This is a genomic window from Microvenator marinus (genome assembly GCF_007993755.1).
GTDB lineage: Bacteria > Myxococcota_A > Bradymonadia > Bradymonadales > Bradymonadaceae > Allomicrovenator > Allomicrovenator marinus.
This window is the reverse complement of the sequence record NZ_CP042467.1, coordinates 4774616-4800134: the sequence shown is the minus strand read 5'-3', so window position 1 is coordinate 4800134 and position 25519 is coordinate 4774616. Positions and strand designations below refer to the sequence as shown.

20 protein-coding genes are annotated in these 25519 nt (G+C 55.2%); 8 read left to right on the top strand and 12 right to left on the bottom strand.

What is annotated here, in order from left to right; all coding sequences use genetic code 11:
• The first annotated feature begins 7 nt into the window (after positions 1–7).
• On the top strand, positions 8–952 hold the full coding sequence (locus tag FRD01_RS19715) for an aldo/keto reductase (RefSeq protein ID WP_146962654.1): 945 nt from the start codon (positions 8–10) through the stop codon (positions 950–952).
• Here FRD01_RS19715 and recD2 read toward each other — a convergent pair whose 3' ends face one another.
• On the bottom strand, positions 953–3124 hold the full coding sequence (gene recD2 / locus FRD01_RS19710) for an SF1B family DNA helicase RecD2 (RefSeq protein ID WP_146962653.1): 2172 nt from the start codon (positions 3122–3124) through the stop codon (positions 953–955). It abuts the gene before it with no gap.
• A gap of 101 nt (positions 3125–3225) precedes the next feature.
• On the opposite strand from recD2, the gene FRD01_RS19705 reads away from it, so the two are divergent.
• Positions 3226–3618 carry a ComEA family DNA-binding protein gene (locus FRD01_RS19705; RefSeq protein WP_146962652.1) on the top strand — a complete coding sequence of 131 codons (393 nt, stop codon included), beginning with the start codon at positions 3226–3228 and terminating at the stop codon, positions 3616–3618.
• Between the two features lie 47 nt (positions 3619–3665).
• Positions 3666–5699 carry an NADPH-dependent 2,4-dienoyl-CoA reductase gene (locus tag FRD01_RS19700; RefSeq protein ID WP_146962651.1) on the top strand — a complete coding sequence of 678 codons (2034 nt, stop codon included), beginning with the start codon at positions 3666–3668 and terminating at the stop codon, positions 5697–5699.
• Between the two features lies 1 nt (position 5700).
• Here the strand turns inward: FRD01_RS19700 and FRD01_RS19695 are convergent, their stop codons facing one another.
• Positions 5701–6810, bottom strand: a complete 1110-nt coding sequence (locus tag FRD01_RS19695) for a hypothetical protein (protein ID WP_146962650.1) — start codon at positions 6808–6810, stop codon at positions 5701–5703.
• A 177-nt stretch (positions 6811–6987) separates the two neighbouring features.
• On the opposite strand from FRD01_RS19695, the gene FRD01_RS19690 reads away from it, so the two are divergent.
• Together FRD01_RS19690 and FRD01_RS19685 are read left to right on the top strand one after the other, a co-directional pair.
• Positions 6988–8040, top strand: coding sequence for an alpha/beta hydrolase (locus FRD01_RS19690; protein ID WP_146962649.1), 1053 nt, complete (start codon positions 6988–6990; stop codon positions 8038–8040).
• 18 nt (positions 8041–8058) lie between these two features.
• Positions 8059–8547, top strand: coding sequence for a hypothetical protein (locus FRD01_RS19685; RefSeq protein WP_146962648.1), 489 nt, complete (start codon positions 8059–8061; stop codon positions 8545–8547).
• Between the two features lie 844 nt (positions 8548–9391).
• Here FRD01_RS19685 and FRD01_RS19680 read toward each other — a convergent pair.
• Both FRD01_RS19680 and FRD01_RS19675 read right to left on the bottom strand, forming a co-directional pair.
• Entirely contained in the window at positions 9392–10498 is a 1107-nt protein-coding gene (locus tag FRD01_RS19680) for a hypothetical protein (protein ID WP_146962647.1), read from the bottom strand.
• A gap of 190 nt (positions 10499–10688) precedes the next feature.
• Positions 10689–12236 carry an alpha/beta hydrolase family protein gene (locus FRD01_RS19675; protein WP_146962646.1) on the bottom strand — a complete coding sequence of 516 codons (1548 nt, stop codon included), beginning with the start codon at positions 12234–12236 and terminating at the stop codon, positions 10689–10691.
• 200 nt (positions 12237–12436) lie between these two features.
• On the opposite strand from FRD01_RS19675, the gene FRD01_RS19670 reads away from it, so the two are divergent.
• A complete protein-coding gene (locus FRD01_RS19670) occupies positions 12437–14800 on the top strand; it encodes a S8/S53 family peptidase (RefSeq protein ID WP_249755765.1) in 2364 nt (787 codons plus the stop codon).
• A gap of 14 nt (positions 14801–14814) precedes the next feature.
• Here the strand turns inward: FRD01_RS19670 and FRD01_RS19665 are convergent, their stop codons facing one another.
• From FRD01_RS19665 to FRD01_RS19650, 4 genes are read right to left on the bottom strand one after another with little or no spacing between them, the layout of a single operon-like run.
• Complete coding sequence (locus tag FRD01_RS19665; RefSeq protein WP_146962644.1) at positions 14815–15540, bottom strand: M90 family metallopeptidase; 726 nt, start codon at positions 15538–15540, stop codon at positions 14815–14817.
• Complete coding sequence (locus FRD01_RS19660; protein WP_146962643.1) at positions 15537–16478, bottom strand: 2-oxo acid dehydrogenase subunit E2; 942 nt, start codon at positions 16476–16478, stop codon at positions 15537–15539. Before FRD01_RS19660 ends, FRD01_RS19665 begins: the two co-directional genes overlap by 4 nt.
• A complete protein-coding gene (locus tag FRD01_RS19655; RefSeq protein WP_146962642.1) occupies positions 16478–17248 on the bottom strand; it encodes a hypothetical protein in 771 nt (256 codons plus the stop codon). The genes FRD01_RS19660 and FRD01_RS19655 overlap by 1 nt, the downstream gene beginning before the upstream one ends.
• Entirely contained in the window at positions 17245–17937 is a 693-nt protein-coding gene (locus FRD01_RS19650) for a hypothetical protein (RefSeq protein ID WP_146962641.1), read from the bottom strand. Before FRD01_RS19650 ends, FRD01_RS19655 begins: the two co-directional genes overlap by 4 nt.
• A 74-nt stretch (positions 17938–18011) precedes the next feature.
• Here FRD01_RS19650 and FRD01_RS19645 point away from each other — a divergent pair, with 74 nt between their 5' ends.
• The gene (locus FRD01_RS19645) at positions 18012–19751 is read left to right on the top strand and encodes a protein kinase domain-containing protein (RefSeq protein WP_146962640.1); all 1740 of its coding nucleotides are present in this window, start codon (positions 18012–18014) and stop codon (positions 19749–19751) included.
• Positions 19748–20140, top strand: a complete 393-nt coding sequence (locus FRD01_RS19640) for a (deoxy)nucleoside triphosphate pyrophosphohydrolase (protein ID WP_146962639.1) — start codon at positions 19748–19750, stop codon at positions 20138–20140. Before FRD01_RS19645 ends, FRD01_RS19640 begins: the two co-directional genes overlap by 4 nt.
• On the opposite strand, the gene FRD01_RS19635 is transcribed toward FRD01_RS19640, so the two are convergent.
• The 4 genes from FRD01_RS19635 to FRD01_RS19620 all read right to left on the bottom strand — a co-directional run bounded on the left by FRD01_RS19635 (position 20137) and on the right by FRD01_RS19620 (position 25486).
• Complete coding sequence (locus tag FRD01_RS19635) at positions 20137–21234, bottom strand: WD40 repeat domain-containing protein (RefSeq protein WP_146962638.1); 1098 nt, start codon at positions 21232–21234, stop codon at positions 20137–20139. The genes FRD01_RS19640 and FRD01_RS19635 overlap by 4 nt on opposite strands.
• Position 21235: 1 nt before the next feature.
• On the bottom strand, positions 21236–22015 hold the full coding sequence (locus FRD01_RS19630; RefSeq protein ID WP_249755764.1) for an enoyl-CoA hydratase-related protein: 780 nt from the start codon (positions 22013–22015) through the stop codon (positions 21236–21238).
• Positions 22008–23990, bottom strand: coding sequence for an OmpA family protein (locus FRD01_RS19625; protein ID WP_146962636.1), 1983 nt, complete (start codon positions 23988–23990; stop codon positions 22008–22010). Before FRD01_RS19625 ends, FRD01_RS19630 begins: the two co-directional genes overlap by 8 nt.
• Before the next feature lie 89 nt (positions 23991–24079).
• Positions 24080–25486 carry a sigma-54-dependent transcriptional regulator gene (locus FRD01_RS19620; protein ID WP_146962635.1) on the bottom strand — a complete coding sequence of 469 codons (1407 nt, stop codon included), beginning with the start codon at positions 25484–25486 and terminating at the stop codon, positions 24080–24082.
• Positions 25487–25519: the final 33 nt, after the last annotated feature.

Genomic DNA, 25519 nt, shown 5'->3' with positions numbered 1-25519 from the left:
AGAACACATGCAACCACATTTGAAACTACACGACGGAACTCAATTCCCAGCATTTGGCCTTGGCACCTGGAAGTCCAAGCCGAACGAAGTCTACACGGCGGTGCGCGTCGCACTAGAAGCCGGGTATATCCACCTCGACTGTGCGGCCATCTACCAGAACGAAGACGAAGTGGGAAAAGCCATCGCCGACGCCATCAAGGCCGGCGACACCTCACGCGAGAAAATCTGGGTGACGTCCAAACTATGGAACGATAGCCACGAGGCGCAACACGTAGAAAGCGCGCTCCAAAAGACGCTCTCCGACCTCGGCCTTGAATACCTAGACCTTTACCTCATCCACTGGCCGGTTGCGTTTAAGCACGGTGTGACTTTCCCGCGCTCACGCGAGGAATTCCTCACGCTGGAAGAGGCACCTCTGGAAAAGACCTGGGAGGCCATGGCAGAACTCAAGGCCAAAGGGCTCACTCGCCAAATCGGTGTTTCGAATATGGGTCCCGAGCGTATCGACCTGCTCTCAGGCGTTGGAGAAACGCCTGCCGTCAATCAGGTGGAGTCTCACCCCTATCTGCCTCAAACCGAGCTTCTGACCTACTGCCAGTCCAAGGGCATCCAGCTCACGGCGTATTCACCGCTCGGCTCACCAGACCGCCAGACTCGAAAGAGCGACGAGCCTTCTTTGCTTGAACATCCGACCATCAAGGAAATCGCTGAGAAGCATGGAGTCGGAACGGGTGATGTGCTCATCGCATGGGCGCTCGGACGCGGCACCTCAGTGATTCCCAAATCGGTCACAGACTCTCGTATCCGCTCCAATCTCAAAGCCACCGAGCTCAAGTTGGACGCGGACGATATGGGCGCGATCAGCAACTTCGGCAAGTCCTACCGCTATATCGACGGCACTTTCTTCGCCGGCCCCAACTCGCCTTACACGGCTGACGGCATCTGGGCCTAATCAGCTGCGGAGCCGGTGTGCGAGCCCCGAAAAACGCACGCCAGTGTCCGCCTGAGACACGGCAATACTCACGGCACGTGACGTGCCAACCAGCACCACGAGTTGGCGCGCACGAGTCACTGCCGTATAGAGAAGATTTCGCTTCAACATTACAAAATGCTGGGTCATGACCGGCATCACGACCACCGGATACTCAGAGCCCTGGCTCTTGTGGACCGTAATCGCAAATGCATGCGTCAGCTCATCGAGTTCATTGAACGCATAGGTCACTTCTCGATCTTCGAACACTACGTTCAACTTCTTCTGCGCCGCCTCAACACTCTTGATCCGACCCACATCACCGTTGACCACACCCCGCTCATAGTTGTTGCGGGTCTGCATCACCTTATCCCCCACCAACCACTTAACTCCGCCGCGCTCCACACCCCGTTCACCACGCTCAACCACTAGCGCTTGTTGCAGTGCAACATTGAGCGTCTCGCATCCGATTTCTCCACGGTGCATGGGCGCGAGCACTTGTATATCTTCAAAGGGATCCAGGCCAAAAGCACTCGGAATTCGTTGCGAAACCAACTCCAGAATGAGTTCTTGAGCGTGGGTCGCCGAACGCGCGTTCACGGTATAGAAATCCGAAAGTTTTCCTTCGATTCGCGGCGCGTCCTGTGGCATTTCCCCGCGGTTGATTCGGTAGGCATTCGCCACGATATTCGAGTTCTCGGCCTGCCTGAAAATCTCGGTCAGGCGCACCACACGCGCTGCACCAGACTCAATGATATCCGCCAAAACCGTGCCCGGCCCCACACTAGGAAGCTGGTCGATATCACCGACCAAAACGAGCACGGCCCGCGGCAAGAGCGCATCCACAATCGCATAGAGCAAGTAGACATCCACCATGGAGGACTCGTCCAAGATGAGAATATCAACGTCGAGCGGTCGCTCCGAGTTATGCTGAAAGCCACCTTCGTTGGGATTGTACTCGAGCAAACGGTGCACCGTGACCGCATCGCGCTCGGTGGCCTGAGACATTCGCCTTGCCGCGCGTCCTGTAGGTGCGGCGAGCGCCACGCGCATCTCTTGGCCCTGAGCGATCTCACAAATCGCGCGAATGATGGTGGTTTTCCCCGTACCAGGCCCACCCGTAATCACCACGAGTTTATGTTCAAAAGCTGCGCTCACGGCCTCCTTCTGCTGCGTCGCAAGACGCACACCTAATCGCTCCTCCACGCTTCTCACGTGATGGTCTACCGACCGAGGCTGAAAGACCCGCTCCACGCCTACAAGACGCCTCAAGCCCTCGGCCGCCCCGGCCTCGGCACGCCAGGCTCCCGTCCGATAGGCCGCAGCGACGCGCTCCCCCGCAAAATCAAGCGCATCCACCATGATTCGCTGGGACTCACGCAGCGCCTCAATGCCCTGCACCACGGCATCCTCAGGTAAACTAAGGAGTTGCGCCGCGCGAGTCTTCAACTCAGCGAGCGGTAAGAAGACATGCCCCTGCCCTTGCGCCTCGCGCAATACGTGAAGGATCGCAGCCCGCACCCTGGCCGGATGGTCCTCCTTGATCCCCGCATGGCTCGCGATGGAGTCCGCCGTAGCAAAGCCAATCCCAAAAACATCTTCGGACAATTTGTACGGATTTTCCTGAATAACCCGTATCGCGTCGTGCCCGTAAGCCTTCCAAACTCGCGTCGCATATGCGGGCGTAATGCCGTGCGACTGAAGAAAGACCATGACGTTTCGAACGCTACGCTGCTCTTCCCAACTCTGAGTGATCGTCTCGGCCCTCTTCTTACCAATGCCCTCAACTTCCCTAATCCTGCTGGGATCGGCATCGATAATATCGATCGTATTCTCACCAAATTTCTCGATGATGCGATCGGCGAGCACCGGACCGATTCCTTCGACGAGCCCGCTGCATAGGTATTTTCGAATGCCCTCGATGGTAGTGGGCGCCACGGTCTTGATCGATTCGATCGCAAACTGCCGCCCAAACTTCGCGTTGTTCTGCCACTGACCCGTGACCACCACGTCCTCGCCGGGCTTCGTCTGAAGCAGATTCCCAACGACGATGACGCTGCCTTTGGCCGTCTCTACCTCGGCCACAGCCCACTCACCATCTTCGCTTGCGAATCGAATTCGCCCCAACGTGCCTTTGATGAGCTCAGCTCCCATGAAACCTTCTCGAAGAAAATTCGCAACACTTTTGAAAAGTGGCCGATAACAATCTCAGGGGCCTTCTTTTGGCCCTCACTTAAAATCAATCAGGAGGCAACATGTACTGGATATCATTCTTTTTAGTTCTGAGCACCACGGCGTGCGAACAACCCTGGGTCAAAGGCGGTGAGTGGACGCGACAAGAGATCGACGAGTGGCGCGCTGATAAAGCAGATAAAGCAGAGCACACAAAGCCGGCTGCCGTCGTAGCCGCGGTACCCAAAAAGGCAGTCGAAACAAAACCTCCAGAGCCCACCGGCCCGATTGACCTAAACACCGCCACCGAAGCCGAGCTCGACACTCTACCCGGCGTGGGCCCAGCCACGGCCAAACGCATCATCGCCTATCGAGAAAAACGCCCGTTCAAGAAAGTCCAAGATCTCCGGCGCGTCAAAGGCATTGGCAAAAAGACGCTCGAGAAGCTCAAACCCCATATCACAGTGACAGAATGACCCGCGTTGTGTAGGAACCTGAGACGCTGATTGCACGCGGAGCAGGCATGACACACCCCAAATATCCTCATCTTTTCGAACCTCTAGACCTCGGCTTTATCACGCTCAAGAATCGTGTGCTCATGGGCTCGATGCACGTAGGGCTCGAGGAAGGAATCGGGCCGTTGAACAAGCTTGCGGCGTACTTTGGGGCACGCGCACGCGGTGGCGTTGGTTTGATCGTCACAGGCGGCATCGCACCGAACATCGCCGGTTGGACAAAGCCGCTCGCCGCCACCATGAACAACAGGCTCGAAGCCTTCAAACACGAGGTTGTGACAGATGCGGTTCACGCCGAAGGTGGTAGAATCGCTATGCAGATTCTTCACACCGGACGTTATGCCTACAGTCCGTTGCAGGTTGCTCCGAGCAGGCTGAAGTCGCCGATCACACCCTTTACGCCGTTCGCGCTCTCAAAGAAGGGCATCCACAAGACCATCGAAGACTTTGCGAACGCCACACGCCTGGCACGCAAAGCCGGCTATGACGGCGTAGAAATCATGGGGTCGGAGGGCTATCTCATCAACCAATTCATCGCCCAGAAGACCAATAAACGGACCGACGAATGGGGTGGCGCATACAAGAACCGCATCCGCCTTCCTATCGAGATCGTCAAGGCCTGCCGCGCCGCAGTGGGACCAGACTTCATCATCATCTACAGGCTCAGTATGCTCGACCTTGTGGAGGGCGGAAGTACCTGGGAAGAGATCGTAGAGCTCGCCAAAGAGATCGAAGCTGCGGGCGCGACCATCCTCAACACTGGCATCGGCTGGCACGAAGCACGAGTCCCGACCATTGCCACCATGGTGCCGCGGGCCGGTTTCACGTGGGTGACCAAACGGCTGATGGGCGAAGTCCAGATTCCGCTCGTGACGTCGAATCGCATCAATATGCCGGACGTGGCCGAAGAGGTTCTAGCCAGCGGTGCTGCGGACATGGTGAGCATGGCGCGCCCGTTCTTGGCCGACCCCGACTGGGTCAACAAAGCAGAACAAGGTCGCGAACATCTAATCAACACGTGCATCGCCTGCAATCAGGCCTGCTTGGACCATATTTTCAGGAACAAACGTTGTTCATGCCTCGTCAATCCTCAGGCCTGCCACGAAACGGAACTCAAGATCTTTCCGGCCAAAAAGGAAAAGAAGGTCGCCGTTGTTGGCGCAGGTCCCGCCGGGCTCGCCGCCGCATGTACGGCCGCCGAGAGAGGACATAGCGTGACGCTCTTCGAGAAGGGAAAGACCATTGGAGGACAATTCCTGATGGCCAAGGAAATCCCAGGCAAGGAGGAGTTCAACGAGACGTTGCGCTACTTCAAGCATTGGCTTGAGGAGGTTGGCGTAGAACTCAAGCTCAACACCGAAGCCACACCCGAGAATCTGGCGGAGTTCGATGAGGTAATCCTGGCCACCGGAGTGGTTCCGCGGTCAATCCATATTGACGGCATGGAGCGTGCCGAGCTCGCCGAGAGGGTTCTGTCCTACGTGGACGTCTTGGCGGGGAAAGCCAAAGTCGGCGAGCGAGTGGCGATTATTGGGGCAGGCGGGATTGGCTTTGATATTGCGGAGTACCTCGCGCACGAAGGCCCAAGCCCAAGCACCAACGTAGAGCTCTTCATGGAGACCTGGGGCGTGAACATGGCGCACGACACCCGCGGCGGACTCCTTGAGGCCAAGCACCCCAAACCCGCTCGCCAAATCACACTTTGCCAACGCTCTAAAGGAAAACCCGGCGCGGGCCTAGGCAAGACCACCGGCTGGATTCATCGCACGAGCCTCAAGAACCTGGGCGTGGAAATGCTCTCCGAGTGTACCTACGATCGCATCAGCGAAGCAGGTCTACACATTACCGTGAAAGGCGTTCCTCGGGTGCTTGAGGTGGACCACATCATCATCTGCGCGGGCCAGATACCCCTGCGCGATCTGGACACCAAGCTCAGGGCAAAAGGTAAGGAGGCCCACCTGATTGGCGGGGCGGACGTAGCCGCTGAGCTGGACGCTAAACGCGCCATCGACCAAGGCACTCGCCTAGCCGCTACTCTTTAGGCTATCGGACGTAGATCACAAACAAGTTGAACTCTGGACCCCAATTGGACATTGGCATCTGGCATGGGCGAATCGCCACCCCATGAGACCACCGCACGTAGTACGTACCTGGCTCCGCCGGAGCTGTGAAGATGAGCTCGCCTTGGGCGGAAACGGTGTGAGAGGGTTCGTATTCGAATCCAAAAGAACGGGCTATGTTCAGGCACAAAGACTCGCCCAGTTTAGCACCCGAACTATCGAATAACCCGAGGTTCACATCCTGATCATGGGTTAAGAAATCGAAGTCATGCTCGGCAACCACTTTCACCGTTAACTCTGTACCCGAATCAACAACTCGATATAGAGCTGTGCTTTCGTTCAACTCCACAAGAAGCCTTGTGTCGTCGGTTTCAGTTCGCACAGGCGCATTGCCGGGCCACTCTCCCCCCGGCCAAACGTGTTCGGTGCAATCAGTGGAACAAAAGTCGGTCACGCCGTCCGAGGGATCGTTGTTGCCATCATCGCAAACCTCGACACTCGGCTCAAAACGGCCGTCACCACAAACACCAACACCTTCGGGCTCAATGGGAGAGCAACGCCCGTCTAGAAATACTCGGTCTGGTGCACATTCATCACATCGCGGTCCGGCGTAGTCTCCTTCGCATCCGCAAGTCGTCATTTCGCCATCATCAGCACAGGTTCCTCTTTCCCCGCACGGGTCTACTTCCAAGCATGGGCGGTCTATGAAGCACTCTCCGTCCTCGACGGTGCCGAAACACGCGCATTCGTCTCCCAAGTCAGTGAACCCACTTGGGCACACGCAGCTCCTCTTACCATCTGCCGTATCCACGCAGACGAACCCTTCCTCGCAGAGGGCCTCGTAAGCGCACGAGAACCTGTTCAGGCAAACACCGTCTTTCTCCGCAAAGCCTTCGGCGCATTCGTCGCACGCCTCGCCAGCGTAGCCTTCGTTGCACTCGCAGACCCGTGTGCCCTCCTGAACTACACAGCTGCTTGTTTCTGGACATGCTAACTCATCGCAGATGGGCGGAGGCACATAGCTATCACCTCCACCCGAAGAACAGCCCACTGAGAGAACACACGCAAACATCACCAACAAAAACTTCCCCATTTCAACTCCCACATCATAATTACTCAGGCAACCAGCCCCTGGAAATCACACTATCTAGAAATCCCGATTGTAGATCCAATGAATCAGTCAATTGATGTCTCGATGCCTGTTGAATTTTGTTTGGAAAACGATCGGGTTTTCTCTACGGTCAGCCAATCTTGGGGATAAGGACGGGCAGTGGGCCGAAGAATTCTGATTCAAGCTTTTGTTTTTTCGACATTTATTTATGGGTGCGCAGACCACACGGAAACAGCTGTGGTCCACACACCTTGTGCATTGTCTAGCGAGATTAGCGCTACTGGGCCCGTATTTCAGATGCACGATGGCGATTATCACGAACCCGGCCCCTTTGTTCCCTGGAACTCAAACCCAAGCGAGGATTGCCCCTCGAACCCTACCATTCGTTCAGGCGAGTTCAGCGGGAAGGAGCTCTACATCACCTATCCAGTGGTGGATGAACCGTTGGAAACCGGGGTGGTTACGATTCCAGCAGGGGAACTCCCGGTTGTGGTGTTCACGCACGCCAACAACTTCTACTGCACGGCATTTGAGCTCTATAAAAACCTGCACAATCACTGGGCATCGTGGGGTTTTGTGGTGGTCTCCGTGGATAGCACGGACGCGAATTGCCGGCGCACATCCAAGGAGAACCTTCAGTTGCGCTCCGACGCTCAAATTGCCGCACTTGAAGAAGTTCTAAGCTGGGATGAAACAGTCTTTCAAGGCCTGACGATAGACGAAGACTACGTGTTTTTCTCGGGTCATAGCCGTGGAGGAGGCGCTAGCTTCCTTTCTGCAGAAGCCTATCCGTTGACTCGTGGTGTTATCACCCTTCAGGGTAACGATCTAAGGTCCATCGGATTCAGCTCGGAAACCCTTCGCGACTACGCCGTTCTGGGCATTTCCGCGAGCGACGACACGGACCTCTGGTATCCGCATCCCGACTTGATGGAAGACCAACTCGGAGGCGAGTATACGTGGGTCACACTTTTTGATGCCATCCACGCCTACACCGGTGATTCACTACGTATCAAAAAGACGGATGACCCAAAGATTGAGAGAGAGGCTCAACAGGCTGCCACCCACTTCTTCACCACCGCGTTTCTTGACCGCCACACCACACTCGCCTCGGATTGGCCCAAAGAGTTCACGTCAGCATTCCTCATGTCTCAACATGGCGCAGAAAAAGTATTGAACGAAGTCTATCCCCATGGCGCAGCATTGAGATGACGGCGCGATGTTGAACACGTGTGGATCGATACGTTTGAAGAACGAGGCGCTACGCTCAACCTACTCGGCGGCGAGGTGGAGTTTGAAGGACTCGATGCCGAGGTGGTGAAAACTTATCGACCTGACGAGAACCCCACCTCCGGCCGTTTCTCCAGAGCCTCTGCGCTCCGCCTTCGAACTGATTTAGAAGGCCGATACATCACACACATGCCGGAGCCATTACCGATAGATAGCGATTGGACCATCGACGCCCGGGTGAAGCTTGGAAACGAATCAGGACTAGAAAGACTCGGTCTTACTATCGTGACCACGGAGGGTGAGATTCAATTGGATGCTCTGGAGTTCATCGGTCCGATGCCTCTCTCCAAGTGGTACACGCAGCTCCAAGTTCCCCTTGAGGAATTGGTACCTCATGAGACCGAGATTGTTGCCTTGAGATTCGATGTAGAAGCTGGTGAAGTGTTTGTAGACGATTTGCGGTTTGCACCACCGTTAGATTTGCAGTGAATCTCTTTTCCAGCGAGCAAGGTGGGAAAGGAAACCGGTTCAACTCCCTTTAGGGCGAATGGCGACTTCTGCGGTATCGACGTAGTCCTAAGACCCCGAGGAGAAAGGGGAAATGTAAAGGGCCTACAGGCTCACTGCCCGTGGCGGAGCAACCATCGTCGGAAAGGTTACTCCTATCATCTTCGAGCGCTGCGGGTAGCAGGCACCAGCCGCTCCCTGACGGCTGGTAGTTACATTCGACTCGACTGCAACGATATTCGCAGACTCCATCAAGATCGCCTAACTTACAAGGATCCCCCGGTTGCTGGTCTTGTCTGCAATATTTTGGTCGACAATCAGGGTAATCACACACCGTGTCTCCGTTTTCATCTTCAATACAATTATTGTAGGACTCCACCCTGCAGAGACCCTCAAAAACCCCGTCAGTGCAAACATCTCCCTCATCCTCGAACTGGCAGTCCGTCACGAAATCCTGAGCAAGAGCGTTACTCGAACCAACGAGAGTGGTGAGCATCAACACGAAAACTCCAATTTGGTGTTTCATCAAAAAATCCTCATTCCGAAGTGTTCTGGAAAGCCAACTCTCGGACTCTATCGTTTGCCATATCTCGTTTCAAGCAGATGTGTGACCTATCTCAGGCTATTTCCGGACCTCCTTGGCACGAACAAAGCCACTGTGAATAGAACTTCCAAACGCACAACCTGGTGAAGAACTTGTAGAAGAGTTTTCTGGGGACGTTGAGGCGACCAAGTCATGATAGTCAAGAGCCAGATACAGCGGGACCTCGACAGCGAGTTGGGTAAAAGGCAACGAACCCACCTCACCACCCACTTCGCGGTTCCTCTACCGGACATATATTATGAAAAGATTGAACTCAGGACCCCAATTGGACATTTGCAACTGGCATGGGCGAATCGCCAGTCCATGAGACCACCGTACGTAGTAAGTACCTGTCTCGGCGGGGGCTGTGAACACGAGCTCGCCTCGCACGGATTCTGTATGTGAGTACCCGTAGTCCTCACGAGAAGGCATGTGCAGGCACAAAGTCTGCCCTATATTCCTACCCAAACTATCGAATACCCCAATGTTCAAATCCTGATCCTTTTGTCGATAGTCAAAGTCATGCTCCCCAACCACTTTCACCCTTAGTTCGGTACCAGAGTCAACAACTAGATATGGAGCTGTACTTTCGTTCAACTCTACAAGAACCCTTGTGTTTTGGGTTGCAGTTTTCCCAGGTGCAAAGCCGGGCCACCCACCTTCCGGCCAAACGTGTTCGGTGCAGTTAGCGGAACAAAAGTCAGTCACTCCATCCGCGGGGTTGGTGTTTCCATCGTCGCAAGCCTCAATGCTTGAGTCAAAACGACCATCACTGCAGATTGCCTCTCCGTCTTGTTCGATCAGATAGCAACGTCCATCTCGAAACACGCGGTCTGCTGGACATTCATCACATCGCGGTCCAGTGTAGTCTTCTTCACATCCACAAGTCGTCATTTCACCATCATCAATACACCCCCCCCTGCCGCCACATGGGTTGACTTCGAAGCACGGGCGACCGACGTAGCACTTTCCGTCTTCTAATGAGCCGTAGCAAATGCATGCATCCCCCTCGTCAGCGAATCCCCTCGGACACTGGCAGTCCCTAATGCCATTGGACAGGTCCACACACTCATGTCCGCCGGCACCACAAAAATCATCGTAGGCACACGAACCCCTGTCTAAGCAAACGCCATTCTTCTCGCCATAGCCTTCGGCGCACTCGTTACATGCGACCCCTGTGTAGCCTTGAATGCACTCGCAAACCCTGGTTCCCTCCTTAACGACACAACTGCTGGTCTCAGGACAAGCAAGTTCTTCGCACGTGGGAGGCGCCACATAACTATCACCTCCTCCCGAAGAACAGCCCATTGACAAAGCGCACGCAAACACCACCAACAAAAACTTCCCCATTTCGACTCCCACATCTTAGTTACTCAGGCAACCAGCCCCAAAAGTCCACTATCCAAGAAACTCGTTTCCAGATCCAATGAATTAGTTACACGTTCCGCTTAAAGACTTGATAGCGGATGATACCCAGATTGTTGGCTCAAGAGGAACGCCCTTCGCACCGACTATATCACCAGCGAAGTTGTAGACGGGCTCAGTTGACAGGCTGGGTTATAATCCGAAGATCGTCGACAAAGATTTGCCCGCCATTCGCGTAGAACAAAACCGAGTCGAAAGTAGTATTCTCTTGAAACTCAAACACGACCTGTGTGAACCGATTGTTGAGTTCCACCGGGCCAACCTGGGCTTCAATATCGAATCGCACAACCTCGCTTCCGTTTGATTCCAGTCCAACTTCAAGATTTGCGATGGGTCCCGAGTCTGGCCCCTTAACCCGAAAAAGTACCTGATCCCCCTGAGAAACTGTCACGGGATCAAAACGGGTATGATATGTACCGCCTCCGTCATCCGCACTGAGCCGCAAAGAATAGGACTTGGCATACGCACCTGATGTGGGATTTTCATCCGGGCGGTACGTCGCTATCTCTTCAGCACTCAGATTCTCGGCAACCACTGAACCTCCCAAGAGGTTTTCATCGAGTGTGTCGCCACTGAAATCATCTACCCAAACGGCCTCCTCTTCCCATCTCCATCGGATGGTGACCCCCATTTCACTGATTTCTTCTTTCACGAAGCTAGCACCCTCGAAACTGGACATGACATCCATTTCTGCTGAAGCCGCCTTCACCGGCAACCCCATCACTCGGTCCATAAAGGCAGTCGTAAAGTACTCGGTCAGATCGTGTTGTTGTTGACGTGAAATTTCAGGTGGGTCATCCGGCTCTAGTGGAACGGTATCAGCGGTGTACGCATGAATTGCTCCGTTCATGTTCACCCATGTATAGTCCCCCCCTAGCTGGTCTTCTGTAGGTTCGAAGTATGGATAGTTAACGTCGACGTCGTTTCCAGCAGTCATACCCAAGACAGGGTAATCCCCAAGCGTCGCACTACCAAAACCAAAGGCTGTGAGATCAACACCTTGGAGATTGATAACGCCCTTTATCCCCGGTTCAGCTTCGGCAGAGACAAGACTCGCACCGCCGCCACGACTATGTCCGGCCAGGATTACACGATCCAAGTCAAGCCGTTCAAAGAACATACTCTCTGGGTCGGCGTTGAGTCGGCGAGCTTCAGCTAGCGCGGCGCGCTGCGCGTCAGACCTATCTTGAAGGTTCTGGCGGCCACCACGTTGGCAATTCGTATCAGTACCATCGACCGCGAAAACCACCGCTCCCCATGATGCCCAATGGTTATGAAGGGAGAAGTAGCGCTCGAAAATACTACAGACTCCATCATGGTTTGCGTGTGCAAACACAATCACGGGGAACTTTCCATCCGCGATACCGCCTTCACCAGTCACCGTTGGTTCGCTAAGTGTCGGGTATGTGACGTAAACTTCTTTGTCCATTAGCGGCCCATCACTAATGCGCACATTGGCCCGACACTCTTCTTTTGGCGCCGTATTCCACGCGAAAAACTCGCCTGGTTGATGGAAGTGCTCAGGTGCCTCGCGGCGCTCGTCCAGAGAACTCAGCGCCACGTCCACTGCACAAGGGTCCACATCACCAGGGTATGTGCGCCCTGGTTCATCGTCCCCGCAAGCAAATAAGAAAAAAAATAAGGGGAAATATCGTGCTCTCATCAACTCTCCAACTTGTGATCGCAGGAGAGCTTGCCCGAGACTCAATCGTCATTCAACTTTCGATAGAAAAGCGCTTGTGGCCCTCCCAAAACAAACGGATAAAAATTATACACAAAATCACAATACTTCCTTGACAGGAGAAATCACACTTATAACATTAAAGGCCACCTACAACACAAAGGGAACGTATGAATCGACACATGTTATTACTGGCGCTTGGCTTAGCGAGCACGTTCGGATGCAGCGATTTTGACAAGGAAGACTCGCAAGAGTTTCGACAGACGGGTTTGAATATTGAGCCCACCAATGGGCGAGACGGCGAGAAGACGGGACCAGTTGATGAGGAGCGCCTTGTTTACCAACGCCATGAAGTTAGGCGTGATGGAAAGGTTGTAAGCTTGAAAGAAACAGGCACGCTGACTGCTGAACTTGTTAAACGGGCGCAAGCACCGTGGCTGCACATTGAAGACACAGGCTCTGTTATTGTTGAAAGCGAAGAACTGAGATCAATTGAAAATGACACAGCGGAAGAGCGGATCTACTCTCTCTACTCAATTAATGTAGACACACGTCGAAACACTAAATCGTTGGACACGCGCCCACTTGAAGTGGACGAGGATGTCTTGAACGAGAAGGGTGAACGCAGTTATCTAAACGTCAAACTCAGAGATACTCCCGTTTGGCAGATTCCGCCCCCAATCGATCGGACTTACATCTCTACAGAAGATGCCGATAAGGCAGAATTGGAAAGGACAGAATTGATTCGACAGAGAGCAAACAACATTGAAACGCTATCCAACGGTCTGCGACGCTGGACTGAGTCTGTTGGCGGCAAGTTCGATACCACTTCACTTCTTATTGGGTGGTTAAAGCTGGATATACCCACCAGTCAATTGGATGCTCTTCTGCAAAGAGCAGATATTGTTCGAGTAACTTCAGCAAAAGCGAATTCACTAACCCCAAATGCCTGTATTACCTCTCCAACTTGCAACCTTGCCGGTGCAGGAACCTGGCGTCTAGGCGAAGGCCGCGTGAACGAACGACTCGGAGTGGATGAGTTTTGGTGGAAAGGTTATTCGGGAGCAATGGCAAATCCTACCTTCCACGGCGACTCTAGACTCAATGTCGCTGTCTTGGAGCGAGGAGCTGAAGATTTTTGGGAAGACGAAGCGCTCTGGTGGAACGATTATCTTGGCTCTTCAAGAATTTCAAGACGAGTCAAATGCGTGACTTCGCCACAAAACTGCGCTGATGTTGTTAACTTTAACGATGCAACGACAGGAAACTCACACCCTACGATGGTTGGCGGTATCATTGCGGCTGATCTTCTGTCTGGTCAAGCTTACGGCTCCTCAATGGGGGACACCTGTTGGAGTGGCGGTGGAAGCCACTGTGCAGACTGGGAAAATGCTAGCACCGGAATTGCAAGACACGTCAATGTTCAAATGTTTGCCGCAGCGACTACCGAGTACACTCTTGATAATGCGATACTGAACGCAATTGCGAGCTCGAAGATCCCTGACGTCATGAATCTCTCAACGTCTCACAAAGAGACAAATCGATGTAATCCGACATCAAGTTACACGTTTGAGGATGCGATCGAAGCCGCATACCAGACAGGAGTCCTGGTTGTTAACGGCCCGGATAATGTGGGTTCCGTCCCTCAGACCGGAGCGTGTAATCTTGACTCGCCCGGGGATCTTCCGACCAGTTTCACGGTTAATGGTTTCGCGTCCGCAAGTTCGAATTGCCAGTCAGACTATCAACAGTGTGTGATTGATGGGTCCGCCTCAGCACGTGGAGGTATCGACGTGACAGTGAGTGGATTGGTGAGGTCTAGAGCAATGTCAGGGATCGACCTCCAAGCACCAGGACGTATCACGTTTCGAGGTTCACAAAGTGGCAATGATGGAACCATCATAACTACAAATACCGGTGGAACTTCTATCGCCGCCCCTCACGTTTCAGGTGCTGCTGCTCTGGTCAAACACTGGTTGCTGGCTACCGGACGTTCGTGGGTGAATTCACCAGGCCGTCTCCACACGGTCATGTTGAGCATGGGTGACCGACATCGTGGAACAGTTCAATCCAGCACTGGTTTTGACTACGTCCACGGAGCAGGAAAACTGAAATTGCGTCCGTTCTGGAATGGTTCCGGAATTGGCGCTTGGGGCAATCACATTCGAACGGCAACTACCACTTCTGTCGGACTACACACCTACTATCCATTCTCACAACCGCTACCTTCCGGGACTGAGAACTTGAAATGTGTAATGCAAGAACATGAATACATGGCCAACAAGACAGACGTTAGTGACCAATACTTACAAGTGACGCTAAGGGACTCGAGTGGAGGGAGCTGTACAAGCCCTGGAAACCCAACTACAACCTCGTTCGATGCGTCTTACGACCTAAAACATATGGTCGCAATAGAAGGCCAGTCAAGTCTTGTAGGACAGTGTGTTGAGGTTACTATTCATCGAATGGCAATCTCTTCCGCAGGGTCAGCCTCTGCAAGTGTGTTTTGCACTTACACGGGAATTGGCGACAACGAGCCAAACTAGGAAGTCCCACGTGCCTAGGCCGGATCGATTCGGTAGTACTTCTTCAAAACGCGGTACAAATCGGGTTTATGCTTCTTGAGTTGCCGCGGTTTTTCAAAAAACACTTCGGAGACCACAGCGAAGAATTCGGCGGGACTTTGCGCGCCGTAATCATCCAAAAGACGGGTCTTCGTCTTGCCATCCACGAGCTTGTCATAGTGCTCGCCAAGAACGCGCGCCCAGACGCCGTATGCCACACGGCCATCAATGTCCGGCACCCCATCAAAGATATGGTCGCCCTTTAGGTCCAAGACGTGGGCGAGCTCATGGATGGTCACGTCGTGGCCGTCGGTGGGAATCTCGATTCCACGCACCACCGAATCCCAGCTCAAAACGATGCTTCCAAGGCGGGTGGCCTGACCAAGCGTATGGCCTCCGTCCGGAGGTCTAAAGCCTTTTGGGTAGATGATGACGGAGCCGAGACTTCGCCATGTTTCGATCCCCATATTTCTGGACATTCTGGCCGCGCTAGCAGCGACCACCACCTTCATTTCGTCGGTGATCTCAAGGCCGGCAGCCCCGAACCATTTGCGCCCGTTGATAAAGACCTGGAGGTGCTTCAGGAAGGCCTTCTTTTCGTCGGCAGGAATCGCATCAAAGAAGTCCACGCGATCTTCCAGAATCTCCAGCCATGCGTCGGGAAACGCTTCGTTCGCGTATCGCGACCACCACCACTGGCGCAGACGCAGAATCGGGCTCACTCGTCAGTCCTCTTCCAGTGTCGTGGTCGCTCGGTGCCATATTCGTATGCGTCATCTTCGCCCACACAACCGAGGATTTCGTACGGATTCTCGAGCGCGCCTGTGAACTCGTAGATACCGTTTCCGGCGGTCATCCCGTCATCGATTCGCTCGTCGAATGAAAACCGCACGTGAATCACTGGTTTGACGACTACCTCGCCATCAACAACCATCGGCCGATCCTCGATCTTGCCGATCATGATGAAGAGCGGGCAGGTCCCGTATTCGTAGAGGTGGTGGTATCCAGCGGCCATATTGATCGAGCCGAGATTCGCCATGAAGATACTCGTGTGCATCGGGTCGGTCTTGATGAAAAACCCCGGCAGAAGATTGAAGTAGTCGAGCAGCCGTACAAGCGAAAAGGCGCCGCGAAACATAGGGCGCGGCATCAAGTTCAGCACCTGAAACTCAGTGTCTGCAGTGGTCTTCTTGTCCGAGCGCTCCACCTTCACCTTGGATCGGATATCTTCGATCATCGTGAGAATTGTGTGGTCAGGTCGAATCACCTGCTTCACCGTAGAAATCTTGGATTTCTTGTTCTTTCGCTCCCGCTTCATGCTGAAGGTAATAGACGGCTCATAACGCTGGTAGAGCCGGTGACCTGCCACAAAACGGTCCATCTCAGGCGTCTGGATCAGGCCGCGCGCAACTGCGGCCACGAGCACGTCATTGAGCGTGCAAGGGATCACTTTGTTGAGGTCCTCCACGTATCTCAGAACTTCGTCCGCGATGACATAGGAGTCGAAGTAGACCACCGACTCGTTTCGTGTGGGCATGATGTACCACATGATACGGCGGTATGGGTGCACCTTGATAATCTTGCCGTCGGGCCGCGAGGTCTTCATGTGAAGGACTACCCAGAGAACAAAAGGCGCCGCGAGGGCGATCCAATACCACATTAGTTTTTCCTCGTTGGGAGGGTGGGACGAAGCGTCTGAACGCCAAAATGTCCTGCCATCGGTATTTTCTCATCGGCTGGCCCGGCGGGGCCATCTTTGATTTCATAGATTTGCGGGCCGGCAAGAATCTGCCCTCCGTTTGGAAAGGCGAACCCTTGCGCGATCATGTTTGCGGCCACGTCCATCAGTCTGAAATAGGCGGCGTTTAGGCCGTCGGTGACTGGCGTTTCAAGCTCTGGCAGGCCAAACGCCGTGAGCCCTCGGGTTCGCATCCAGCCTTCCTGGTCCCAGCAGTTCACGTAGAGATTTGTGATAGCAGGTGGAAATTCAGGGTCCATGGTTTGGCGCTGAATGGTTCGGGGTGAGTGCAGTCGCATCGTCATCGGAAGAAAGACGCCGCTCCCGCCAGCGACCATCAGTGCGGACATGAGTTTGGCGCCAAAAATAGAGGGGGCGAGCCCGCGCTCGGTCCCGCCTTGGAGCGTGAGTCTCCAGAGCGATTGGTGGGCGCGCAAAAGCTCTACCTCTGCCGGGCCGTACGGCTCCAGAGTGGTCGGCGCGAGGTCGGCCAGCTCAGGAATCGGCTCGTCAAAGGCCAGTGTTGCTTCGTCATCACCGAGGCTCAGGGTGATGGACCCCGGCACGTTATGTACCGAAAGCTCTTCGGACCAATGTTCGGCGAAGGCCTGCCGCAGGAGTTCAAGACCGGCATCGGCCCACGGACATGCGACGAGAAAAACAAAACTATCGGGAGTGGCTTTTTGATTCATGATTCGAAGAGTTTGACCTGCATCAGCACGTGCTCAACCCACGGCTCTAAAGAGGGAGGGTTATCACCGGATTCGGCCGCTTCGTCTACCTTGTTCTGAGGAGGATTTACGGGAATCTCAAACACGATTTGCCCGTGTTGCCCCCAGCTGAGGTTCATACCAGGCCCGTTTTCGCCATTGAGGAGTACTTCGACCACCTTTTTCCCTTCCCAGCGCTGCACGAGAGGCTCCTGGTCGGGTTTTCTCAATACCCTGAGGCTTGTGGCCCCTTCGACCATAGATGTGGAGAGCGGAGTCATATTGAGGACGTCATCGTCGGCCGGCGAGAATACCGCATAAGCCTTACAGTATCTGCCAGGCGGCGGCGAAATCTCGCCGATAATCCGAGCCCCGCCCGAACCACGCGTTAGATCTTCGACGACGGGCGTGCCAAGACGCGTGGAGGATGAAGGCACGTGCGCCCACGCCGACGGCACGAAGCTCCAGGCGACTTCCTCGCAGAGATGCAGTTCCACGGCGCTCAGGGTCATGACCCAGGCCTGAAGCTCCCAACCTTCAATCGGCGGGATATTCTCGGTAAGCACGCGCACGCCGAGGGCTACGGTCGGTCGGTCGGCTTGCACGGGCGCCGGAGCCTGCTCACATCCCAAGGTCCCACCCACACACATCAAAACCAGAAGTCGTCGCATCTAAGTCTCCTAAACATCGCTACCATCACTACGACAATGTGATAAGGTTCGCAAAACCCGTCGCGCGGTCAGTCATGAAAATTTGTTCGAAGTGTTTGCGCCAATACGGGGATGAGGTTGAGTTTTGCGAGGATGACGAGTCGCCTCTCAAGCCCTTCAACGACCAAGCCATCCGGCTCACAGGAAAGATTCTAGACGGACGTTTCCAGGTCGAAAAGAAACTCGCCGAAGGCGGGATGGGAGAGGTTTTCTCTGGGATCCAGCTGAGTGTGAATCGGCCGGTAGCCATCAAAGTCCTGCGCCCCGCGATGGCTGTAAGCGAGGAGTACGTCAATCGTTTCCTGCGCGAAGCCAATATCGCGAGCACCATCAGTCACCCAAACTTCGTCCATATCTACGACTTTGGTCAGGACCAAGAGAATCAGGTGCTCTACCTGGCCATGGAGTATCTCCAGGGCGAGGATCTCTACGCGAGGATGTCAAAGGGTCGCCTCCCACTGACTCAGGCACTGGAGATATGCATCCAGATTCTCTCGGCACTTGAGGCTGCACACGCCGCCAATATCGTGCACCGCGACTTGAAGCCCGAGAATATCTTCTTGCTGGATCAGCCCGGCATCATGGTCAAAGTCCTCGACTTTGGTATCGCCAAGGAGCTCGGAAAGTCCAACATGACCAAGACCGGGCAGATCTTCGGAACCCCTGACTACATGAGCCCCGAACAATGCCTGAGTCAGACGGATATCGACGGGCGCTCAGACCTCTACTCGCTGGGTTGCATCCTGCACGAGCTGATTGTGGGCCACCCTCCGTTCCAGTCTTCGAGCATCATTCAGATCTTGCTCGCACAGGTCAACGACCCGGTTCCAGACCTGAGAAACTCGGACGTGGCCCTGCCTTCCGGCATCCACACAGTTTTGCGGACCCTGCTGCAGAAACATCCCGATGACCGCTACTCCTCGGCCAGTGCGGCCAAACGCGCGTTTGAGAATGAACTGGAGAGGCTCGTTCAAGACACGGCTGCCCAGGAGGCGTACCAGGATTCCGTGACTCAGACACAGGAGCTAAGGCGTCAGGACTCTCATGCCATGACCATGGTGCGGACCCGACAGAGCTCTCAGCTCATCAATCTGGGCTCGTACGAAAGTCTTCCGAAACCTACCGAGACAGTGGAAGACGCTGCGCCACAACCCGCGAGCCGCGCGCCCGTGCTATGGGCCATCACCGGGGTTCTCGTCTTGGCGGCCGGTGCGGCGGTGGTTGGAAAGGATTTTTTCATCGCGAAGCCCGAACCAGGCAACCAGATCGGCGCCTTGCTTGAGGCGGTACGAATCGTGCCAGAAGCCATCGAAGACGCCCGGCAAGAAATGTATACGGAGAATGCTGGAGCCGAAGCAGAAATCTTGGCGCGAAACACCTCGATTTTTGCAACCAGCATGGCTCTGACCCCCAAAGGGCAAACGCCCGAACCGGTACGGGTCGCCACGAGACCCAAGGTCGCTCAGAAGACCAACGCGCTCCTCGATCTTCGCACTCCGACTTCCATAGAAACCCGCGCGCGCCGACAATCACGCGGTCTTCTACCTTGCTACAACCAACGGCAAGATCCAGAGGCTGCCGGCGACGTGAAATTCTCGTTCCGAATATTGCCCGATGGCAGCGTGGACGGCGTGAAAATCGACTCCACCGAACTTGGACCCAAGACGACCGAGTGCATCAAATCCAAGGTCCAGAGCTGGTCATTTGGAGAGGCGAAGATCGGCGCGCCAATCGTTAACCATCAACGAACTGTGACCTTCGGAGTCAAGAAGTGAAACGCGAAGTTCACGTGGTTGGCGCCGCGATATTCAAAGACGACTTGGTGCTTGTTGCGCTAAGGTCGGCAACTATGCCCTTGCCCCTACTCTGGGAGTTTCCTGGCGGAAAAGTCGAGGCTTCTGAGACCCCTCAAGAGGCCCTCGCGCGCGAGATTTTTGAAGAGCTCGAGTGCAGTGTGGAGGTCGGAGAGTTTGTGGCTCGAGGCGAGCACCTGGTGGGCGAGGTCAAGGTGGTGCTCGACGTGTATGGGTGTGAACTTCAGGCTGGCACGCCACATGCCAAAGAACATGCCGAAATCCGCTGGGTATCTCGTTCAGCCCTCAAAGAGTTGGAGTTTGCGCCCGCGGACCTGCCGGCGGTAGAAAAGCTAGCGCAGCACGCTTAGTTTTCGGCGACGTGCAACTTACCTTTGTCGATCCAAACCGTGGAATCCCACGCACCGTTTGAAACTTGGAGGATCGCCACTTTGTGGTCCAAACACACGGCTGCAAAATTTCCATCTGGGGAAACCGCTACACCGCAAGGTTTTCCTTCGGCAGGAACTTCCCATTCGGTTTCACCGGTCTCGGTGACTCTGAGACGAATCACACCTTCAGAGGACTCCACGAACTTGCCGCGCAGGAGGTCCGCTGTTGCCGCGTAATCCCCTTTGGCATCACGCGCCCAGCCATAAAAACTAGGTGGGTCCAGGCGCCCCGCCTTGAGTTGACCGCCCACAGACGTGGCCACAACCTCGTTGCCGCTCCCCGACAAGCTCTTAACGGGCCCGTTGAGCTTCATAATCCGAGAAGACTGTGAGGGCTTTGCGGGATTCCAAATGGATATTACGCCCTCTTTATCGCCGAAGACCATGGAGCCGCCCGGCATCAGATAGAGCGGGCCCGAAAGCGGCGCAAAGGTCACGTTGAAGTCCGAGGCTTGTTTGTTGAGATAGTTCTCGAGCTTTTCGTCGCCTTTGGGCACCTCGAAGCTATGTGCCTGCCCCCAGACGCGCACACGGCCGCTGGTCTCAGAAACAAAGAGGCTGAAACTATCTCGGGCAAAAATCCCAGACTCCATTCCAGCGACTGTGTTCAAATTGAGGATAAGGGCACCCTCCTTGTTCACCACCTGCGGCGGGTCTGATGCCAAGAGCGCAAGCCCTCCGTCAGCCGAAGCCGCGGCCACGCTCACGCCGGAGTTGGACATCTGATGAGCAGTTGTACTTCGGTTCATGATCTGAAAAGTACCGAGCCAGCCATCCCTTGTACCCACGTGGAGGCCACCTTCGCCAAACGCCATATAAGAAATCGTGGCGGACGGCCCAGCGGCTGGTGCCACGGTAGTCACCGGCGACTCCTTCGGTGCCGAGTCTTCCCGCACCTCACTATTGGGCGACTCAGCACCCTCAGAGTCGGAAACCTGAGCACTCTGGCTTGCGCCGCACGCACTCATAAGACCTATCAGGCTAAACAGAATTGCACTTCTCCCAATCATCATCTCACCTCTTCAGAGAATCTAGAACGGCCTGTGCGGCCGCTACGTGCTCATCGCCGGACTGGACCAACCCTTGGTATGCGGCAGCCAGATGGAGCGCGGTATCGGAGTCCAGGTGCGCTGTGCGGTACATATGAGACTTCGCGAGCTTTACAGCTTTTGGAGGCAAGGCAGCGATCTCGGCCGCCACCGCACCAGCGCGGGCCTCTAGCTCGTCGGCATCAACCACTTCGTGCACAAGCCCCAGGCTCAAGGCAGCATTGGCGTCCACCACACGTCCGGTCAACACGAGCTCTAAGGCTCGAGGAAACCCAATCGCCCGAATCAAAAAATACGCGCTCCCATCTCCGGGAATGAGCCCAACCTTGGCAAACGTCGCACCTAGCTTGGCCCTTTCGCTGGCGATCCGAATATCAGCATGCAGGGCGAGCCCAAGGCCGGCGCCAATCGCTGGGCCGTTGATGGCAGCAATGACCGGCTTCTCAAAGGCCTGGAAAGCACGCGACTGCGCTTGAAGGCCACGCATATAGGCGTCACGGAGCTCGGCGGCATCACCGGCAAACATGCCCGTTCTGTTCACCATGGCTTCGAGGTCGCCACCGGCACTAAACGCGCTGCCATTGGCCGCGACGACCACCACGCGGACGCTTGAGTCTTCAGCAGCATCTTTGAGCGCCTCGATAATCGCGGCGGTCATCTCGTCCGTGAACGCGTTCCTCGCTTCCGGACGGTTGAGGATCAACCACCGAACCGCCTCTTCATTCCGAATCAGGAGCTCACTCACTCTTCTCTTCCTCGCTCGCGCCCTCGCCTTCAGCACCCTCTTCGATGACTTCTTCCTTCTCGATCACTACGGGACCGTCTCCGGAAACAGGCTTGCCGTTGACCTCAGCGATGGTGAACTCCACGCGTCGGTTTTGGTCACGACCGGCCGCGTTGGCGTTGTCTGCGATTGGCTTCGCCTCGCCGTAGCCGATGGCCTCAAGACGACCTTCCTCAATGCCCTGAGCGCTCAGGTAAACCTTGACCGAATCGGCACGTTCTTGGCTGAGCTTCTGGTTGGCGTCGTCATTGCCCACGTTATCCGTGTGGCCTTCGATCTGAATCTTTGTGACCTGCGGGTTAGCCTTCAAGATGCTCGCGACCTGATTGAGCAGGTTGTAGCTTCGGTTCTTGATGGTGGCCTTGCCGGTGTCGAAGTAGACGCGGTCCAAAATCTCGATCTTGGTCGTGGTGATCTTGACCTTAGAAGCACCTTTATCAGGGCAGCCATCCTCGTCATCCACGCCGTTGATGGTTTCCGCATCGTTCGGGCATTTGTCTTCGGTATCAGGAATTCCATCGGCGTCGTTGTCCAAGTCTGGGCAACCGTCATCATCCATGAAGCCGTCCATATCTTCGGCCTCGTCAGGACATTTATCTTCCGCATCGGGGATTCCGTCAGCGTCGTTGTCGGGGTCCGGACAGCCGTCTTCGTCTTCGAATCCGTCTTTGTCCTCGGCCTCTTCTGGGCACTTATCGTCCGCGTCGAGAATGCCGTCACCATCCTTATCTACGATTGGACAACCTTGATTTTCCATGACGCCTGCCTCCATCGGGCAGAGGTCGTGGACATCGGCGATCGAGTCGCCATCATTGTCGGGATCTGGGCAGCCGTTCTCGTCCTCAAAACCGTCCAGATCTTCGGGTTCGTTTGGACATTGGTCATCGGCGTCATTGATGCCATCACCGTCGTTGTCCAGATCGGGGCATCCATCTGTATCCTGGTAGCCGTCCACATCCTCAGGCTCGTTCGGGCACGAGTCTTTGCTATCGATGATGCCGTCACCGTCAATATCCGCAACGAGCGGCGTATAGCCGATCCCTAAGAAAACGCGGAAATCCGGCGCGCCAAATCCTGCGTTCAGACCGGCGCCACCACCGAGCGTCATCACCCAATCCGAGACCCCGTACTCAAGACCACCGGCGAGTTCCAACGGATTGCCACTGCGCTCGTCGAGTCGCCCAGGAGGGCGTTCCACGTTGATATCATCGTCGAGAGGCACGTCGCCGAAGAAGGACGCCACCACGTTCAGGTCCTCCACGACGATCGGTGCGCGGGTACCCACGGACCAGCGCACCACATCGTCTTTGTAAAGGTTGTAGACGTCTTCTTGGCCTCTGAACGAATAGCCAATATTCGTTGCGATCTGAAAGCCTGAATCGTGGCGCCAGTCGAGCACTGCGCGTGGCTCGAAACGCAAGTCTCCCTCAGTGTTGAGTGCCGTTCCGGTAGGCACGGAGACCATCGGGACAACACCGAACCCAAAGCCGCCCCAGTTCTCGTGATTGACGAGCTGGATTCTAGGCACCACACGCACATCGCCCAGCACCGGAGACTCCAACGACTCGCCGGGGGCGCCGAGCGGTCCGAGCTCGCCGTCTTGCCACGCCACAAGCGGTAAGGTCACGCTGATATCCAACCAGTTCCAGAGGCCGATACCTGCCGAAAATTCGGTCTTCAGAGAGGACCCGAGGATCGAGGTCTCTTCGCCGTCAGCTCGCAGGACGAGGGCGTCATCCATATAATGCGCGAAGAGCCCAAAATGCGGATTGCCGTGAGGCATGACGTCGGAGGTCGCCACGTTGAGGATGGTGCTTCCCTGCGCACCGAGCGGCTCAAAGCGATCCACCTGTACACGAGTCGACGACTGAGCAAGCGCATTTCCTGAAACGCCTGTCAACGCAGCTACCACCATTCCGACATAAAATCGGTTCATGCCCTTCTCCTTATTTCAGCCATTAGAAGTCTCTTTATTCGCGAAGCTATACCCGTGCACACAAACGCGCAAGGAAAGCCCTATTTGGTCTAGTCATCCGAGTCATCTGGAGGACCGTCTGTGTCGATGCCGTACTTCTCGAGCTTGTAATAGAGCGCGCTGGCTTTGATCCCAAGCAGGCGCGCCGTCTCGGTCTTGACGCCTTTTGCCTTTCGATAGGCTCGCATGATGAGCTGGCGCTCGAGATCCTCAAGAATGTCCGGGAGTGGGCGGTCCCCATCCGGAATTGCCAGGTGGTCTTCGTTGCGCTTTCCGGTGATTACCGGCGGGAGGTCGTCGATCTCAATGGTGTTGCCATCGGCAAAAACCATGGCGTGCTCAATCACATTTTCGAGCTCTCGAACATTGCCCGGCCACCGGTATTGCTTGAGCATATGCATGGCCTGCGGCGAGATATGGTCAACGCGTTTATGGGTTCGGACCCGGAGCTTTTCCAAAAAGTGCTCCACCAATGGATTGACGTCCTCTACGCGCTCTCGAAGCGACGGAAGCTCAATCGGGATGATGGCCAAGCGGTAGAAAAGGTCCTCTCTGAATCGCCCTTCTTTGACCTCTTCTTTAAGGTCTTTGTTGGTCGCAGTCACGATTCTAACATCCACACGAACAGTCTCTTCACCGCCTACGCGCTCAAACTGCCGCTCTTGGAGCACGCGCAGGAGCTTGAGCTGGATGGTCTGTGAGACATCGCCAATCTCGTCGAGGAAGATGGTGCCGCCATCGGCGAGCTCGAATCGGCCGAGCTTCTGTTTTGCAGCGCCGGTAAAGGAGCCCTTCTCATGACCAAAAAGCTCTGACTCAAGCAAGGACTCAGCGAGCGCGGAGCAGTTGACCTTGATGAACGGGCCGTGAGCTCGCTGGGAATTTTCGTGAATGGCGCGCGCCACAAGCTCCTTGCCCGTCCCGGATTCCCCGTAGATATGCACGGTTGAATCCGTGGGCGCGATCTTGCGGATCTTCTGGAAGACATCCGCCATGATGTCCGACTGACCCACAATCGAGACGGCATCGGTGAGTTTCGCGTCGTCGCGCAGCATCTCGTTTTCACGCACCAGCCGTTCGTTCTTCTGGCGTTGGTCCTTCATCTGAAGGGCTCGCTCTACTTTGGAACGCAACAAATCGGGCGGGAATGGCTTGGGCAAGAAATCGTAGGCACCAGCCTGCATGGCTTCAACAGCCTTCTCGATGCTCCCAAAGGCCGTCACGATCATAATCACCGCCTCGGGATCCCGATTCAGGATGGCCTTAAGCAGGTCCATCCCATCCATCTGGTCCATCTTGAGGTCGCTGATCACCATATCGGGTTTCTCAGATTCCCATGAGCTAAGGCCCACCTTGCCGTTCGGGGCGTCAATGGTTTCGTGCCCCATTCGCTTTAAGACTTGGACAATCCCTTCTCGAAGGGTCGCATTGTCTTCAACCACTAATATCCGTGCCATGGCTTTTCTCTCTCTCTAATTGAAACGGCTTAT

Excerpts from the sequence above, each read along its gene's own strand:
- FRD01_RS19625 (WP_146962636.1), bottom strand. The coding sequence starts at position 23,990 with ATGAACCGATTTTATGTCGGAATGGTGGTAGCTGCGTTGACAGGCGTT.
- FRD01_RS19700 (WP_146962651.1), top strand. The coding sequence starts at position 3,666 with ATGACACACCCCAAATATCCTCATCTTTTCGAACCTCTAGACCTCGGC.
- FRD01_RS19705 (WP_146962652.1), top strand. The coding sequence starts at position 3,226 with ATGTACTGGATATCATTCTTTTTAGTTCTGAGCACCACGGCGTGCGAA.
- FRD01_RS19660 (WP_146962643.1), bottom strand. The coding sequence starts at position 16,478 with ATGTGGTATTGGATCGCCCTCGCGGCGCCTTTTGTTCTCTGGGTAGTC.
- recD2 (WP_146962653.1), bottom strand. The coding sequence starts at position 3,124 with ATGGGAGCTGAGCTCATCAAAGGCACGTTGGGGCGAATTCGATTCGCA.
- FRD01_RS19680 (WP_146962647.1), bottom strand. The coding sequence starts at position 10,498 with ATGGGGAAGTTTTTGTTGGTGGTGTTTGCGTGCGCTTTGTCAATGGGC.
- FRD01_RS19695 (WP_146962650.1), bottom strand. The coding sequence starts at position 6,810 with ATGGGGAAGTTTTTGTTGGTGATGTTTGCGTGTGTTCTCTCAGTGGGC.
- FRD01_RS19645 (WP_146962640.1), top strand. The coding sequence starts at position 18,012 with ATGAAAATTTGTTCGAAGTGTTTGCGCCAATACGGGGATGAGGTTGAG.
- FRD01_RS19635 (WP_146962638.1), bottom strand. The coding sequence starts at position 21,234 with ATGATGATTGGGAGAAGTGCAATTCTGTTTAGCCTGATAGGTCTTATG.
- FRD01_RS19650 (WP_146962641.1), bottom strand. The coding sequence starts at position 17,937 with ATGCGACGACTTCTGGTTTTGATGTGTGTGGGTGGGACCTTGGGATGT.
- FRD01_RS19715 (WP_146962654.1), top strand. The coding sequence starts at position 8 with ATGCAACCACATTTGAAACTACACGACGGAACTCAATTCCCAGCATTT.
- FRD01_RS19670 (WP_249755765.1), top strand. The coding sequence starts at position 12,437 with ATGTTATTACTGGCGCTTGGCTTAGCGAGCACGTTCGGATGCAGCGAT.
- FRD01_RS19655 (WP_146962642.1), bottom strand. The coding sequence starts at position 17,248 with ATGAATCAAAAAGCCACTCCCGATAGTTTTGTTTTTCTCGTCGCATGT.
- FRD01_RS19620 (WP_146962635.1), bottom strand. The coding sequence starts at position 25,486 with ATGGCACGGATATTAGTGGTTGAAGACAATGCGACCCTTCGAGAAGGG.
- FRD01_RS19675 (WP_146962646.1), bottom strand. The coding sequence starts at position 12,236 with ATGAGAGCACGATATTTCCCCTTATTTTTTTTCTTATTTGCTTGCGGG.